This window comes from Pseudomonas sp. TREG-RG-20F-10-E-6-01 (genome assembly GCF_022662455.1).
Classification (GTDB): Bacteria; Pseudomonadota; Gammaproteobacteria; order Pseudomonadales; family Pseudomonadaceae; genus Aquipseudomonas.
In genome coordinates, this window is the sequence record NZ_JAKNQP010000019.1 from 20,609 (window position 1) to 37,075 (window position 16,467).

The following is a 16,467-nucleotide window of genomic DNA, read 5'->3' on the forward strand; positions in this document are numbered from 1 at the left end:
GCCAAAGTGGAAAAACCAGCACGCCCACTCAAACCCGCTTTACTTACCCACAGCGCCCCGCGCCACCGATCACAAATTTGTTTCAAAACTTGACTGCTTTGGACGCATCCACCATATTGATAGTTAGCAAACTAACTGTATGCGAACAATCCAGTGCCTCATACCCTCGAACAACTTCAGATGAACCTCAGCAGCAGCATGGTGGTGGGCGCCCGCAATTGGCGCAAAATCTGCCAGACCACGCTGGTGAGCTACGGTATTTCCGAAGCCTGCGCCGTGCCGTTGTTGATGATCGGCCGCTTGGGCGACGGTGTGCACCAAGTCAAAGTCGCCCAGGCCTCCGGCATGGAAAGCCCGTCGTTGGTGCGCCTGCTTGATCAGTTGTGCGCCGGCGGCTACGTGTGCCGGACCGAAGACGTCCACGACCGCCGCGCCAAGGCCTTGAGCCTCACCGAGCGCGGCCGCGAACTGGTGCAAGCGGTGGAAGTGCAGCTGGTGCGCCTGCGTCAGGAAGTGCTGGCGGACATTGCCCACAGCGACCTTGAAGCCGCCCTGCGCGTGCTGCGGGCGTTCGAAGCGGCTGGGGTTGCAGCGCCTTGAACGGATTTTTTACCGGTTTTCCGCCAGCCCGCGATTGGTTCTACGGGGTACGGACGTTCGCAGCGTCAATGATCGCGCTGTACATCGCCATGCTCATGCAAATGCCACGTCCGTACTGGGCGATGGCCACGGTGTATATCGTCTCCAGCCCGTTTGTCGGTCCTACCAGTTCCAAGGCGCTGTACCGCGCCATCGGCACCTTCATGGGTGCAGCGGCGGCGGTGGTGTTTGTGCCGATGTTTGTGCAGGCGCCGTACGTGTTGGTGGTGGTGATTGCATTGTGGACGGGCATTTTGCTGTTCCTGTCCATGCACCTGCGCACCGCGAATAACTACGCGCTGATGCTGGCCGGCTACACCTTGCCGCTGATCGCCTTGCCGGTGGTGGATAACCCGCTGGCAGTGTGGGATGTGGCCGAGGCGCGTACCGAGGAGATCTTTCTTGGCATCGCCGTGGCGGCGGTCGTCGGCGCGATGTTCTGGCCGCGGCGCCTGATGCCGGTGTTCGATGGCTCGGTGACCAAATGGTTTGCCGATGCCCAGGTCTACAGCCTGCGTTTTTTGACGCGCAACGTGCAGCCGGAAGAGGTCAGCACCTTGCGCGGCGGCATGGTCGCCACCTTCAACACCCTGGAATTGATGATCGGCCAGCTGCCCCACGAAGGCGCGCGGCCGCAGACCGTCCGTAACACCAAGGAACTGCGCGGGCGCATGATTCACTTGCTGCCCGTAGTGGATGCGCTCGACGACGCCCTCTACGCCGTCGAACACCGCGCGCCGGAGTTTCTCGACCGGCTCACGCCGGTGCTGGAGGCAAGCCGGCAGTGGCTGGAAAGCACCGTTGAAACCGCCCCACTGGAAAGCTGGCGCGTGCTGCGCGATCAGGTCGATGCCCTGCAACCCCAAGGCGAAGCGCTGGACGACCGGCACACACTATTGTTCTCCAACGCCCTGTATCGCCTCGGCGAGTGGATCGACCTGTGGCAAGACTGTCGCAGCCTGCAGGCCGCCATCCAGTGCGAGAGCCAGGACACCTGGCGCGCGGTGTACCGTCATTGGCGCTTGGGCCGGCTGACGCCATTTCTCGACCGTGGCTTGATGTTCTATTCGGCGTTTTCCACCGTTACCGCGATCATCGTCGCCTCGGTGCTGTGGATTCTGCTGGGCTGGACCGACGGCGGCAGCGCGGTGATCCTGGCGGCCGTGGCCTGCAGTTTTTTTGCCTCGATGGACGACCCGGCGCCGCAGATCTACCGGTTCTTTTTCTGGACCGCGATGTCGGTGCTGTTCGCCAGCCTTTATCTGTTTCTGGTGCTGCCTAACCTGCATGATTTTCCGATGCTGGTGCTGGCGTTTGCCGTGCCGTTTATCTGCATCGGCACGCTCACCGTGCAGCCGCGTTTTTACCTCGGCATGCTGCTGACGCTGGTCAATACCTCCTCGTTCATCAGCATCCAGGGCGCCTATGACGCGGACTTCCTGAACTTCGCCAACGTTAACCTGGCCGGTCCCGTGGGCTTGTTGTTCGCCTTTGTGTGGACGTTGATTGCACGGCCGTTCGGCGCCGAACTGGCGGCCAAGCGCCTGACCCGTTTCAGTTGGCGCGACATCGTCACCCTGACCGAACCTGCGACCCTCGCCGAACACCGGCACATGGCTGCGCAAATGCTCGACCGCCTGATGCAGCACCTGCCGCGCCTGGCCCTCACCGGCCAGGACACCGGCATCGCCCTGCGCGATTTGCGTGTGGCGCTGAACCTGCTCGACCTGCTGGCCTACTCGCCGCGTATCTACGGTGTGCCACGGGTACTGCTCAACCAGGTGGTGGAAGGCGTGGGCGGTTACTTCAAGGCCTGCCTGAAGGCGGGTGAACGCTTGCCCGCGCCGAGCGGTCTGCTGATGACCCTGGACCGCACGCGCCGCGCCCTCAACGGGCAAGGCCTGCAAGACGAAGACGACACCCGCCTGCATCTGCTGCACGCACTGGCCGGCTTGCGCCTGTCGTTGCTGCCCGGCGTGGAATTTATTGGCGGCACTGAAATGGAAGCGCCGCTGCCTGATGGAGCGCCTTTATGATCGGTGATCTGGATATCAGCGGGGTGTTCCTGCCTACGCTGCTGGTGCTGATGGGTATTACGTACGTGTTGTTTCTGGTGGTGCACGGGTTGTTGACGCGCATTCACTTCTATCGCCTGGTCTGGCACCGGGCATTGTTCAATGTGGGGCTCTACGCGCTGTTGCTGGGCGCGGTGGACTCACTCAGTCGATATCTGATGACATGAAAAAACCTTTTTTGACCATCGGCCGTGTTGTCCTGACGTTATTGGTAGTGACCTTCGCTGTCGTCGTTGTGTGGCGCATGGTCATGTACTACATGTTTGCGCCCTGGACCCGTGACGGGCATATCCGTGCCGACATCGTGCAGATCGCTCCGGACGTGTCCGGGTTGATCCAGCAAGTCGACGTGCGCGACAACCAGTTGGTGACCAAGGGCCAGGTGCTGTTTGCCGTGGACCAGGACCGCTTCAAGCTGGCCCTGCGCCAGGCCCAGGCCGCCGTGGCCGACCGCCAGGAAACCCTGGCCCAGGCCAATCGCGAGTACAAGCGTAACCGCGGCCTGGGCAACCTGGTGCCCAGTGAGCAGCTGGAAGAAAGCCAGTCCCGCGTGGCCCGCGCCCAATCGGCCCTGGCCGAGGCGCAGGTGACGGTGGACGCCGCCCAGCTCAACCTTGACCGCTCGGTGATCCGCAGCCCCGTGGACGGCTACGTCAACGACCGTGCGCCGCGCAACCAGGAGTTCGTCACCGCCGGGCGCCCGGTGCTGTCGGTGGTCGACAGCAACTCCTTCCACATCGACGGTTACTTTGAAGAGACCAAGCTCGACGGCATTCACGTCGGCATGGCCGTGGATATTCGTGTGATCGGCGACAACGCGCGCTTGCGTGGCCATGTGCAAAGCATTGTTGCCGGTATCGAAGACCGTGACCGCACCAGTGGCTCCAACCTGCTGCCCAACGTCAACCCGGCGTTCAGCTGGGTGCGCCTGGCCCAGCGGATTCCGGTGCGCATTGCCTTTGATGATGTGCCGGCGGACTTCCGCATGATCGCCGGGCGCACAGCCACGGTGTCGATCATCGATGACAAGACCGCCGCCAAAGAACACGCGCAGCAGGGAGAAAAACCATGAAACCGGCGGCGTTGCTGGCCATGGCTGGCTTGGGTTTGCTGCTGTCGGCCTGCCAGGTGGTAGGCCCGGATTACAAGTTGCCGGACAAGGCCGCTATCAACCGTGGCGACCTGCAAGGGCAGATCGCGGGCGAGGGCCACAACGTGGTGTCGGCGCCGGTGCCGGCGGACTGGTGGAAGCTCTACAAAGACCCGCGCCTGGACGAGCTGGTGCGTCAGGCCATGGCCTCCAACACTGACTTGCGAGTGGCCGCCGCCAACCTGCAACGCGCGCGTTTCCAGACCCAGGAGGCTGAATCGGCAGGCGGCTGGAGTGCCGGCGCCAAGGCTGAGGCCCAACGCTTGCAGGAATCAGGTGAAGCGTTTTTGCTGACCGAGAAAGTCCCGGTCGGCAACATCGGCAGCGCCAGCATCAGCACCTCTTACCAGTTCGACCTGTTCGGCACCCTGCAGCGCGGCATCGAAAGCGCCCAGGCCACCACCGACGCCGCCCAGGCCGCCGCTGACATCGCGCGCATCACGCTGGTAGCGGATGTGGTGCGCTCCTACACCCAGGTGTGCGCGGCCAACGAAGAACTGGCGATCGCCAACGAGTCCCTCGACCTGCAGGCCCAGAGCACCAAACTGACCCAGCGCCTGCGTGACGCCGGGCGTGGTGATGAAACCCAGGTGACGCGTTCGCAAACCCAATACAAGTCGTTGCGCGCCGACATGCCGCGCTACGAAGCATTGCGCCAGGCGGGCTTGTTCCGGTTGTCGATGCTGCTGGCCAAGCCGGTAGACCAACTGCCAGCGGGCACCGGCACTTGCGCCGAGCTGCCGCACATCGCCCAGTTGCTGCCGGTGGGCGACGGCGCGACCCTGCTCAAACGTCGTCCCGATGTGCGCCAGGCCGAGCGCCAACTGGCCGCCGCCACCGCGCGTATCGGCGTGGCCACCGGCGCGTTGTACCCGGACATCAGTATCGGCGCCACCGTGGGCACAGTGGGGCTGCTCGATGACTTGGGCACGCCGGCCACCAATCGCTGGGGCTTTGGCCCGTTGATCAGTTGGTCGGTGCCGACCAACGGCGCGCGTGCGCGCATTCATGAAGCCGAAGCCGCGACCCAGGGCGCCCTGGCGCACTTCGACGGCGTGGTGCTCAATGCCATCCGCGAAACCCAGACCGGCCTTGCGCAATACACCGCGCAGTTGCAACGCCGCGACGCGCTGGCCGATGCCGGCCAGTCTGCCAAAGAAGCGTCGGAGCAGACCCACCGCTTCTTCCAGGCCGGGCGCGCCTCGTTCCTGGCTGACCTGCAAGCCACGCGCACCTACACCGATGTGCGCGCGCAGCTGGCGGCGGCGAACACCCAGGTTGCCATGAGCCAGATCGATCTGTTCCTGGCATTGGGCGGTGGTTGGGAAAGCGGACGAACGCAAGCGTCTCAGGCCAGCAAACCCTGAGCTAAAAGCTATGCTTTGTCAGGTGAGTCGCCGTGGCGGCTCACCTGACACTGCTCGCGTTTGCTCATGGGGATTCCAATAATGAAAAACCCTTATGCTCCCGCTTTCTGGTGCGTGTGCTTCGCACTGGTGTTGTTATCGGCTGCCTATTTCTACGGCGTCATGCTTGCCCATCAAATCGACAAGGCCATGGTGTTTCTCGACAGCGCGTGCCTGGTGATTGGCACGTTGTCCATTGGCGTGGTGGCGTGGGCGTCGTATCAAAATCAACGGGTGAAGAAAAAACTGCTCGAACAAGGCAAGACCCGCGTGGCGATCTGGGACACCAAAGTCGCCTTGCGCCGCGTCGAAACCGTGTTCGACCGCTATTTCTGGGGCAGCTACTGGCAGCCCGGGCGGACCTTCCAGGAAGTCATGGGCGAACTCACCGGCACCCCGCTGGAAAAAAGCCTCGAAGCCCTGAAAAAACAGTGCGTGCTGCTCGACCAGCAGGTAGCCGACGGTAGGCATTGGCTGAATAACGCACGGGAATTGTCCGACGTGGCCAACGCCATGGCACGCGAGCGCTACCAGCTGGACTTCTGCAACCCCAAGGTCGACACCCCGGGAAACGCCGTCATACACCGCGAATTCGAGGTGTTGGTGTACACCTGGACCGCACGTTTGAAGAGTTTTGATCATCAACTCGATGAGATTGAATTGGAGTACTCGTGAACCAACGGTTGACCTGACCCCTCTGAAAAGTTGGGCCGTTCGCGGCCGCCAGTGCTAATCTTCCCCCGTTTTCGGCGGGTTTGAGCCAACCCCTCTTGGGGTTCAAGGAAGACAGCCCACTTCTCACAGGATTTGATCAGGTCACTTCATGAATAAGCCAGCAGTCGTTCTTTTGGGTTTCGTTGTCGCCGTCGGCGTCGTCAGTGCAGGCGGCGCCTGGTACACCGGTAAGCAACTGGAACCGGTGCTGCAGACCGCGATCCAGAACGCCAACAAGGAACTGCAGACCTCCATGGCCGGCGTCGACGGCAGCGTGAACCTGGAGCTGGTGTCCCTGGACCGTGGCCTGTTCAGCAGCACCGCTCACTACCGCCTCAAGGGTCAAGGCAGCGTATTCGGCGAAGAAAACCCGAACCCTGAGCTGCTGTTTGTCGACCACATCGAACACGGCCCGCTGCCGTTCTCGCGCCTGGTTTCGCTGAAGTGGCTGCCGGTTATGGCCACCAGTCACTATGAGCTGGAGAAGAACGCCACCACCGAAAAATGGTTCGCCGCCAGCAAAGACGTGTCGCCGCTCAGAGGCGTGGCCAATATCGGCTACAACCGTTCGGTCGATGGCAACGTCGAACTGCTGCCTCTGGAGCTCAAGGACGACAAGTCCTCGGTGAGCTTCTCCGGCGCCAACCTGGACTTCGACGGCACCGCCGAAGGCCAGAAGGTCAAGGCTGAAGGTTATATGAACAGCCTCAAGGTCGCGGTGATCGATGCCAACGGCGCGCCTTTTGAAGCCGAGCTGTCCGGCCTGACCGTGGCCAGCAACCTGGAAAAAACCACGTTTGGTTTCTACACCGGGCAAAACACCGTTGAGCTGACCGACACCAAAGTGACCTACGGCCCGCAGAAAGCCGTGCTGACCCTCAAGGGCTTCGAGCAGAAAGACACCAGCGAGACCAAGGACAACAACCTGGCTGGCCGCGTCGATTACAAAATTGACGAGATCGGTTACCAGGGCAAGCCTGTCGGTTCGGCCGCCATGGCCCTGAGCATGAAAAACGTCGACATCCCGGCCATGCTGGTACTGACCAAGCTTTATCAAGACAAGATGCAGCCGGTGCAAGCCGCCGCCGCTGCTGGTCAGCCTGTGCCTGAGCTGCAACTGACCGAAGCCGAGCAGACCCTGGCCGAGGCCAACGTCAATCAGGTGCTGGCTGCCAAGCCGCAGGTGGCGGTGGAAAACCTGTCGCTGAAAACCACCCACGGCGAAAGCAAATTCAACCTGGTGGTCGACCTGACCAAGCCGGCTTCCATGGAGCTGCCGCCGGTTGAACTGGGCAAGCAGGTCATCGCGCTGCTGGATGCCAACCTGACCCTGTCCAAGCCAATGATCGGTGACGTTGCTGCACTGCAAGCGCAAGTGGGCGGCGTGACCGACCCTAAAGCCATCGAGCAGCAATCGCAGATGGCGGCCGAGATGGTCAGCGGCATGGCCGTCGGCACCCAGTTGGCTACCCTGGTGGGCACGGATGTGGTCTCCAAGCTGCATTACGCCAACAATGAAGTGACCTTCAACGGCCAAAAGATGACAGTTGAGCAATTCATCGGGTTTGTGATGGCCAAAGCCGGCGCGGTCAGCGGCGCGCAGTAAGATTTCTTACATCAGTAAGAAATAAATAATGGGGGAGCAGGGTTGCCTGGGGCAGCGGTCAAACAGTCGGCATACGGGCCGGCGGTGACCGGTCAGCCCAGGCAAGTCTGCTCCCCCATTGGCTTTTCTGTTGACGGGACAATTCTGAACAATTGTTCCGAATCGGACATATTCCTACATTCATAGGGGATAGTTCCTACAGGAAAGCTAGGCCGGGTCATCAGACGCCGGCACCCTGATGCAAACCGCTCAGGACCACCTATCGTTACAGCTTTCCGCGTGTAAGGAAGCTCACGATATGTTGCGAAACCTACCCATCAGTGCTTCAGGCCGGTTGCGACTGCTCATCGGGGCTGCCTTGTGCAGTCAATTGCTGATGCCCGGCCTCGCCCTGGCCGATCCGGCCTACGACGCGTTGATTATTCAGGCGCGAAACGGCAACTTCACGCCGGCCCTTACCCAACTGCGCCAATTACCTGCCGAGCGCCAGACGCCAGGCCAGATCAGCGATCACATTGTGATTGCCGGCTGGGCCGGGCAAGACGCCGAAGTGCTGAAGGTGTACGAGGCGCAAGGCAAGAATCGCAACTTGACTACACAGGCGCTGGCCACGGTCGCCCGTACCTATCGCAATCAAAAGCAGTGGCCTCAGGCCCTGGCGGTTTATCAGCAGGCGCTGCTGCGTGAACCGAATAATATCGACCTGCAACTGGGCCAGGCCCTGACCCAGGCCGACGGGGGCCAAACCAACGAAGCGGTGCAACGCACCCGCGCATTGGTGGCGGCGCAACCCAATGACCCCAACCGCCGCATGGCCCTGGGCTACGCGCTGACCCGCGCGGGCTTGAATTACGACGCCCTGTTCGAGTTCGACCAGGCTTTTATCCGCGCGGGTGACAAACCCGAAGTGGTGCGCGAATACATCGTCGCCCTGCAAAAGGCCCGTTTGCCGGAGCCGGCCCTGCGCCTGTCGGCCAAGCACCCAGGCGTGCTCGATGTTGTGACCCAGCGCCGCCTGGAAGGCGACCTCGCCGCCGAACGTGTGCGCATGGCCGAGTACGCCACGCGCACCGAGAAAGAACGTTATGTGGTCGCTGATCGCGCCCTCAGCGACTACGACACACTGCTCGCCCGCTGGACCCCTGACCAGAGCGCCCATGACGACGTGGTGCGCTGGCGCATCGACCGCCTGGGCGCCCTCAAGGCACGCGCGCGCACCGCCGAGGTGATCCGCGAGTACGAAACCCTCACTGGCGAACGCGTGCAGTTGCCGACCTACGCCTTGCGCTGGGTGGCTGCGTCCTACCTCGACCAGCGCCAGCCGGAAAAAGCCGAGCCGTTGTACCGCCAGGCGCTGACGGCACCGGATGCTGATCCGGGTGACCACGTCGAAGACAGCACCGCATTGTTTTACGCCTTGCTCGAAAGCGACAAGGTGATGCAAGCGCGCGAAGTCGCCAATAACCTGGCCACCAACCAGAAACCTCGCGTTGAACTCAAGGGCTTGCCCATCGGCAACCCCAATGACAGCTGGATGGACGCGCAGCAACTGGCGGCCCAGGCCGGCACTTACGGCGGTGACCTGCCAGGCAGCGAAACCGGGTTGGAAGCCCTGGTGGCGAAAGCCCCTGGCAACGTCGGCCTGCGCCTGGCCCAGGCTGATATGTACCGCGCGCGTGATTGGCCGCGGCGCGCCGAAGGCTCGCTCAAGGAAGTTGAAACCCAGGCCCCGCGCGATATCGGCCTGGAAGTGTCCCAGGCCTACACCGCCATGGACCTGCAGGAATGGCGGCAAATGGACGCGCTGACCGATGACGTGCTGGCGCGCAACCCCGACAGCCGCCAGGTGCAGCGCCTCAGCCGCCTGCGCGACGTACACGACATGGCCGAACTGCGCGTCGAAGCCTACACCGGTAAAAGCTACGGCGGTGGCGGTAATGATGATGTGGGCGCAGTGGCGGGCAGCCGCGACTGGGGCATCGAAAGCGTGCTTTACAGCCCGCCCATCGATGAAGACTGGCGCGTCTTCGCCGGCGCCGGCTACGCCACCGCAGACTTTACCGAAGGCACCGGCCAGCATCGCTTCCAGCGCGTCGGCGTCGAGCAGCGCACCCGCGACATGACCCTGGAAGCCGAGGTGTCCAACCACTCCTACGGTTATGGCTCCAAGCAAGGCGCGAGCGTGTCGATTGCCCGCGACATCAATGACAACTGGCAGTACGGCGGCAGCCTCGGTTACCTCCTGGCGACCACGCCGCTGCGCGCATTGAATGCCGATGTCACAGCCAATGGCGGCAGTGGCTTTGTCCGCTGGCGCGAGAATGAAAGCCGCGAATGGAAGCTGTCTCTGAGCCCGTCGCATTTCAGCGACGGCAACAACCGCCTCGAAGCGCTGCTCACCGGCCGCGAGGGCATCTACAGCTCGCCGCATGTGCAAGTGGACCTGGGCCTGGAAGTCGGCGCCAGCCGCAACACGAAGGACGACGTGGTGTATTTCAACCCGAAATCGGACTTCAGCGTGTTGCCCACCATGACGGTCAATCACGTGCTTTATCACCGCTATGAGACCCAGTGGAGTCAGCAGTTCCAGGTCGGTGCGGGTACCTATAGCCAGCGCGATTATTCCACCAGTGGGGTCGGCCTGATCGGCTACGGCCAACGTTTTCGCTGGAACGACGTGCTGGAAGCCGGCGCCAACCTGAGCCTGATCAGCCGCACCTATGACGGCGATCGCGAACGCGATCTGCGCCTGCTCGTCGACCTCACTTACCGTTTCTAAAAGAGCCTGAACATGACTGTCCTCAGCCGTTGTTTATTGGTCCTGGGTGTATTGCTGGCCGGCGCGTGCGCCCAGCAACCTGCGCCCTATACCCCACCCGCCGAGCGGCCGATACCTGCGCGTGAAGCGCCGTGGCCGAAAAACCATTTCCTGGGCATTGCCTACCACGACATCGAAGATCGCGACCCCGATCAGGCGGTGGTGGCGGTGCGCACCGAACGGTTGGTCTACCAACTGGCCTGGCTGCGCGAGAACGGCTACCGGCCGGTCAGTGTCGATCAAATCCTGGCAGCGCGCAGCGGTGGGCCGCAGTTGCCGCCCAAAGCCATCCTGCTCAGCTTCGACGACGGCTACTCCAGCTTCTATACCCGCGTGCTACCGATTTTGCGTGCTTATAACTGGCCGGCAATTCTGGCCCCGGTGGGCTATTGGATCGACACGCCGCTGAATAAACCGGTGGATTTTGCCGGCACACCGCGCGCGCGTTCCGACTTCCTGACATGGGAGCAGGTGCGCGAGATCTTCAAATCGGGCCTGGTCGAAATCGCCGCCCACACTGACGCCAGCCACACCGGCATCCTGGCCAACCCACAAGGTAACCAGGAGCCGGCCGCCGCAACGCGACGTTATGACGCCGCCACTGGCACCTATGAAACCGAGGCGCAGTTCCAGGCGCGGATGCGCGCCGACGTTACGGCCATCACCCACAAACTGCGCGCCGTCACCGGCAAGGCGCCGCGTGTATGGGTGTGGCCTTACGGCGCCGCCGACGGCACCTCGTTGGCGGTCGTCGGCGAACAGGGCTACCAGATGGCCCTGACCCTGGACGACGGCCTCGACGACCTCGCCAACCTCAAAAGCAGCCCACGCTTTTTGGTGGCCTCCGACCCGGACGGCGAGCACTACGCCAACGCGATTGTCGGTACTCAGGCGCGGACCTCGATGCGCGTGCTGCACGTGGACCTGGATAACGTCTACGACCCGGACCCGGCCCAAGAGGCACGCAACCTCGACCAGCTGGTGCAGCGCGTGGTCGACATGGGCGCCAGCACCGTGTTCCTGCAAGCCTTCGCCGACCCCAAGGGTGACGGCCTGGTGCATTCGCTGTACTTCCCCAACCGCCATCTGCCGGTGCGCCGCGACTTGTTCAACCGCGTCACCTGGCAACTGCGTACCCGTGGCCACGTGGCGATCTACGCGTGGATGCCAGTGCTGAGCTTTGCGCTCGACCCTTCGTTGCCGCGTGTCACGCGAATGGACCCGAAAACCGGCCAGGTCGGCCTCGACCCGGACCAGTACAAGCGCCTGTCGCCGTTTGACCCGGCCGTGCGCCAGCAGATCGGTGAGATCTATGAAGACCTGGCGCGCAACACGGCCATCGACGGCGTGCTGTTCCACGACGACGCGGTCCTCTCTGATTTCGAAGACGCCAGCCCCGCAGCGCTCAAGGCTTACGCCGCCAACGGCCTGCCGGGCAGCATTGCCGCGCTGCGTGCCGAGCCGGCCGTGATGCAGCGCTGGACGCGTTTCAAGAGCCGCTACCTGATCGACTTTACCCAGGAACTGGCCGCAAAAGTGCGCGCCATACGCGGGCCGCAGGTGCAGACGGCGCGCAATATCTTCGCCGAGCCGATGCTCAACCCGGCGAGCGAAGCGTGGTTCGCGCAGAACCTCGATGACTTCCTCCAGACCTACGACTGGACCGCGCCGATGGCCATGCCGCTGATGGAAGGCGAGACGCTGAAGAACTCCAACGCCTGGCTGGAAAAACTCGTGGCCACCGTCAAGGCCCGTCCCGATGCCTTGCAGCGCACCGTGTTTGAACTGCAAGCCAAAGACTGGCGCACCAAAGACGCGCCCGATATCGACGGCGCGCAGATGGCTGCATGGATGGGTGTGCTCAAACGCCAGGGGGTCAGGAGTTTTGGCTACTACCCGGACAACTTCCTGGAAAATTCGCCGGACCTGAAGACGGTACGTCCGGCCCTGTCCAACCAATGGAACCCTTGACCATGTTCGACAGAATCCTGGCTTTATTCGTGTTGGCGCTGGTGTTGGGTGTGCCCCTTGGCCTGATCTTTCTGGTCACCGGGCAGTTCCTGATGGACTTCGTGTTTTTCTACCCGCTGTTCATGTCGGCCTTGTGGATCGCCGGCGGGCTGTACTTCTGGCTGCACTGGGAGCGTCACTGGCCGTGGAAGGAAGACACGCCGGCGCCGACCCTGGCCGGCAACCCGCTGATCTCGATCATCATTCCTTGCTACAACGAGGGCGATAACGCCGCCGACACCATTCATGCGGCGCTGGACCAGCTGTACCCGAACATCGAAGTGATCGCCGTCAACGATGGCTCCAAAGACAACACCGCCGCGGTGCTTGATGCACTGGCGCTGGAACACCCACGTCTGCGCGTGCTGCACCTTGCGCAGAACCAGGGCAAGGCTGTGGCCCTGCGCATGGGCGCGGTGGCTGCGCGCAGTGAGTACCTGGTGTGCATCGACGGCGATGCCTTGCTCGATAAAAATGCGGCGGCCTACATGGTCGCGCCGATGCTGGACAACCCGCGCCTGGGCGCCGTGACCGGCAACCCGCGCATCCGTACGCGCTCGACCTTGATCGGCCGGGTGCAGGTGGGCGAGTTCTCGTCGATCATTGGCTTGATCAAGCGCACCCAGCGGGTGTTCGGCCGCATCTTCACGGTGTCGGGTGTGGTGGTGGCGTTTCGCAAGAAAGCGCTGGACCGCATCGACTACTGGAGCACCGACATGATCACCGAGGACATCGATGTCAGTTGGAAGCTGCAACTCGATCACTGGGCCATCTTCTACGAGCCGCGTGCCCTGTGCTGGATCCTGATGCCCGAAACCGTCGGTGGCCTGTGGAAACAACGCCTGCGCTGGGCCCAAGGCGGCGCCGAAGTGCTGTTCAAAAACATCCGTGGCATCTGGCAATGGCGCCATCGCTACCTGTGGCCGCTGTTGTTCGAGTACTGCTTGTCCACCGGTTGGGCCTTCACTTTCCTGCTCTCGGTGATCTTCTGGGGCCTGGGCAAATTCATGGTGCTGCCGCAGGCGATTGCCGTGGATTCGCTGGTGCCGCCGGCGTTTACCGGGCTGGTGCTGGCGATGGTGTGCCTGCTGCAGTTTGCGGTGAGCATCCTGATTGATCGGCGTTACGAAAAAGACCTGTGGAAAACCCTGTTCTGGACCGTGTGGTACCCGATGGTGTTCTGGCTGGTCAGTTTGCTGACCACATTGGTCAGCTTTCCCAAGGTGCTCTTCAACCAGCACCAGAAGCGCGCGCGCTGGGTCAGCCCGGACCGCGGTATTAAACCTAGCGAAGAGGAGGCGTGACGATGAAACTGGTCAGAACTCGCCAGAACACAGTGATGTGGATCATCGACGTGCTGCTCACCCTGCTGGCTTGGGCCGGGCTGGTCTGGCTGCTGGCACGCGGGATCGGCGCAATGCTGGAAACCCATGGCGGCCCGCGCATTGAGGCGCCGATTTTTGCGGCGCTCAACACCTTGCAGATCTACCTGTGGATCGCCTTGTTCAATGCGGTGATCCTGATCAGTTGGGCACGCTATCAACAGCGTCGCGGGCGCAAGTTTGCCCAGCGTCGCGCCGAAGCCAACGCGCTCAGCGATAAAAGCCTGAGTGAAAGCTTCAACTTGGGCGACGGCCACCTCGAGCAGTTTCGCAAGTCGGGCGTGCTGGTGATTCACAACGATGACGAGGGCGGCGTAGAAGATGTGAAGGCCCATGTTTCGCGTGACGTTGAGCGGCCAGGACTGACCCTGGTGCCAGGGCAGGAAAAAGACAAAGGCGCAGGCTAATTGCCCCGTGCTCTTTACCCCGAGCTCTGTGGCGAGCGGTCTGTGTGGCGAGCGGGCTTGCCCCGCGTTGGGCTGCAAAGCAGCCCCACACCTGACGCCACGATCTTGCTGACGTAACGCGGCGACACTGACCAGGGGACGCTTCGCGCCCCAACGCGGGGCAAGCCCGCTCGCCACAAGAGGCGCCATCCCAGACTCATCCGATAAATGGGATCCAATTCACAAAACATGCGCGAACTTTTCTGTATTCCCCTGTACTAACCTAACTCGGTATTTAGTTGATGGCTAAGTAGTGGCATCTGCTGGGTTGTTTGCCGAAGGGTTATCAAAAACAGTGGCCGCTTGTCGGAATAAAAGTTTCAACAACAAGCGCTTTCACCGTTTGATGATTATTTGTTGTTATTAATCAATAGGTTGCGGTTGTAATAAGTACGAATGCCCGACAAGTCCAGCTTCTTGGGCTAGCGCGAGTTCGATGTTAGTTTGCCGCCCCTTGATTTTCGATGGATCGAACATGTCTTTGTTATTGCCACGGACTCGGTATTTGCTGTGCACTTTCCTGCTCGCCTGTCTGGGCCTGAACAGCGCCACAGCCGCTCCCACGCCAGGGGATCAAGACTTGATCCGCGACCGGCAAAATCGCCTGCTCGAAGAGCAGGGCCGGCGCCTGCAAGAACTCCAGGACCTGCCCGGCAAAGAGGCCAAGCCCCAAGCCCCGGCGACGCCCGCTGACACCCGCTGTTTCCCGATCAAAGACATCGAGCTCAAGGGCGCCGACAGCCTGTCCGCTGCCGACCGCACGCTGTTGCTCAAACCCTATGTGGGCCAATGCCTGGGCGTCTCGCAGCTCAATGAGCTGCTTAAAGTCATCACCGACTATTACATCGCCAAAGGCCGCGTCACCAGCCGTGCCTACCTGCCGCAACAGGACCTGTCCAGCGGCCACCTGCAAGTGCTGGTGGTCGAGGGCAAGCTCGAAGCCTTGAGAAGCGCCGAAGGCAGCAACGTGACTGACCGCGAGCTGGCCATGGCCTTTCCCGGCAAGGTCGGCGAGGCGCTGAACCTGCGCGAGGTCGAGCAACTGGTCGACCAGCTCAACCGTCTGCCGTCCAAACAGGCACAAATGGAACTGACCCCCGGAAAAGAAGTGGGCGGCAGCGACGTGGTGGTCAAGAACACCGCGCAAAAGCCGTGGCGCGCCAGCCTGTCGCGCAATAACGATGGGCAAAGAAGCACCGGCGAGCAGCAATGGGGCGCGGGCCTGGAGTGGGACAGCCCGCTGGGGCTGGCCGACCAACTGGTGCTGCGCGGTGGTCACGACGCGATCAGCGACCACCAGAAAACGTCGAAAAACACCATGCTCTACTACAACGTGCCGTGGGGCTGGTGGAACTTCAGCTACACCTACAGCGAGAGCGATTACCGCGCGCTGGGTTACACCGACACCTTCAAGTTCAAGCAGTCGGGCGATAACGAAAACCACCAACTGCGCGCAGAGCGCGTGATTCACCGCGATGACGTGAGCAAGACCTCAGTCAACGTCGGTCTGGCTCACCTGCGCACCAACAACTACATCGACGACGCCCACCTCGAAACCAGCAGTAACCGCCTCAGCGAACTGCAATTTGGCATCAACCACGGCCGGCGCATCGGCAATGCCTTCGTCAACGTTGACCTGGGCGTGCAGAACGGCATCGGTGCATTTGACGCCCAGCGCGACGACCAGCATCGCGATCAGTACGGGCACCTCACGGCCACTCCCGATTACCGCAAATACACCGCCACCGTCAGTTATCTGCAGCCGTTCAGCCTGTGGGGCGAGTCGTTCAGCTTTACCAGCTTGGCCACCGGGCAACGCAGCGAAGACGTGCTGTTCTCGCCGCAACGCATCAGCCTCGGCGGCTCTTCTTCGGTACGCGGTTTCAAGGATCAGCAACTGTCCGGCGACAGCGGTGGCTACTGGCGCAATGAAGTGCGCTGGGCCCGCCCGGTCACGTTGGAATGGCTGCGCCCGGCCTTCGCCGAATACGGCACCAGCCTGGGTTACGACCAAGGTGTGATCCGCAACGACCGTTACAACGACGACTACCACGGCCGCGTTTCAAGCAACTCCGTGGAGCTGTTCGCCCGGGGCAAATACGTCAGCACCAGCGTGACGTTTGCTCACTCGTTAGAAAGGCCTGGGGTCGTGACGGAGCGCGAAGCACCGATCTACTTCCGCATGGATTTCTTCCTGTAATTCAACGCCCTGCTGCAACGA

12 protein-coding genes are annotated in these 16,467 nt (G+C 62.0%); all 12 read left to right on the forward strand.

Translation table 11 applies throughout. The annotated features are described in order from the left end of the window. Nucleotides 1-180 precede the first annotated feature (180 nt). The 12 genes from L8K08_RS28675 (at nucleotide 181) to L8K08_RS28730 (ending at nucleotide 16,446) form a co-directional block, all read left to right on the forward strand. A complete protein-coding gene (locus L8K08_RS28675; RefSeq protein ID WP_106577317.1) occupies nucleotides 181-600 on the forward strand; it encodes a MarR family transcriptional regulator in 420 nt (139 codons plus the stop codon). Continuing rightward, the gene (locus L8K08_RS28680) at nucleotides 597-2,675 is read left to right on the forward strand and encodes an FUSC family protein (protein WP_242201710.1); all 2,079 of its coding nucleotides are present in this window, start codon (nucleotides 597-599) and stop codon (nucleotides 2,673-2,675) included. The genes L8K08_RS28675 and L8K08_RS28680 overlap by 4 nt, the downstream gene beginning before the upstream one ends. Then, nucleotides 2,672-2,881: a DUF1656 domain-containing protein gene (locus L8K08_RS28685; protein WP_016969155.1), complete on the forward strand. Its 210-nt coding sequence runs from the start codon at nucleotides 2,672-2,674 to the stop codon at nucleotides 2,879-2,881. The genes L8K08_RS28680 and L8K08_RS28685 overlap by 4 nt, the downstream gene beginning before the upstream one ends. Then, nucleotides 2,878-3,786, forward strand: coding sequence for an HlyD family secretion protein (locus L8K08_RS28690; protein ID WP_242201711.1), 909 nt, complete (start codon nucleotides 2,878-2,880; stop codon nucleotides 3,784-3,786). Before L8K08_RS28685 ends, L8K08_RS28690 begins: the two co-directional genes overlap by 4 nt. Then, nucleotides 3,783-5,231: an efflux transporter outer membrane subunit gene (locus L8K08_RS28695; protein ID WP_242201713.1), complete on the forward strand. Its 1,449-nt coding sequence runs from the start codon at nucleotides 3,783-3,785 to the stop codon at nucleotides 5,229-5,231. Before L8K08_RS28690 ends, L8K08_RS28695 begins: the two co-directional genes overlap by 4 nt. A gap of 81 nt (nucleotides 5,232-5,312) precedes the next feature. Then, nucleotides 5,313-5,945 (forward strand): NADH:ubiquinone oxidoreductase subunit N, encoded by a 633-nt coding sequence (locus tag L8K08_RS28700; protein ID WP_106577321.1) that lies wholly within the window; start codon nucleotides 5,313-5,315, stop codon nucleotides 5,943-5,945. Nucleotides 5,946-6,093: 148 nt separating this feature from the next. Continuing rightward, the gene (locus L8K08_RS28705; RefSeq protein ID WP_145159633.1) at nucleotides 6,094-7,590 is read left to right on the forward strand and encodes a YdgA family protein; all 1,497 of its coding nucleotides are present in this window, start codon (nucleotides 6,094-6,096) and stop codon (nucleotides 7,588-7,590) included. Between the two features lie 298 nt (nucleotides 7,591-7,888). Continuing rightward, nucleotides 7,889-10,369: a poly-beta-1,6 N-acetyl-D-glucosamine export porin PgaA gene (pgaA, locus tag L8K08_RS28710; RefSeq protein ID WP_242201715.1), complete on the forward strand. Its 2,481-nt coding sequence runs from the start codon at nucleotides 7,889-7,891 to the stop codon at nucleotides 10,367-10,369. A 12-nt stretch (nucleotides 10,370-10,381) separates the two neighbouring features. Beyond that, nucleotides 10,382-12,379 (forward strand): poly-beta-1,6-N-acetyl-D-glucosamine N-deacetylase PgaB, encoded by a 1,998-nt coding sequence (gene pgaB / locus L8K08_RS28715; protein WP_242201717.1) that lies wholly within the window; start codon nucleotides 10,382-10,384, stop codon nucleotides 12,377-12,379. A gap of 2 nt (nucleotides 12,380-12,381) precedes the next feature. Then, on the forward strand, nucleotides 12,382-13,722 hold the full coding sequence (pgaC, locus tag L8K08_RS28720) for a poly-beta-1,6-N-acetyl-D-glucosamine synthase (protein WP_124416133.1): 1,341 nt from the start codon (nucleotides 12,382-12,384) through the stop codon (nucleotides 13,720-13,722). 2 nt (nucleotides 13,723-13,724) lie between these two features. Beyond that, complete coding sequence (pgaD, locus tag L8K08_RS28725) at nucleotides 13,725-14,207, forward strand: poly-beta-1,6-N-acetyl-D-glucosamine biosynthesis protein PgaD (RefSeq protein WP_106577326.1); 483 nt, start codon at nucleotides 13,725-13,727, stop codon at nucleotides 14,205-14,207. Nucleotides 14,208-14,721: 514 nt separating this feature from the next. Continuing rightward, on the forward strand, nucleotides 14,722-16,446 hold the full coding sequence (locus L8K08_RS28730) for a ShlB/FhaC/HecB family hemolysin secretion/activation protein (protein WP_106577327.1): 1,725 nt from the start codon (nucleotides 14,722-14,724) through the stop codon (nucleotides 16,444-16,446). The last annotated feature ends 21 nt before the right edge of the window (nucleotides 16,447-16,467 follow it).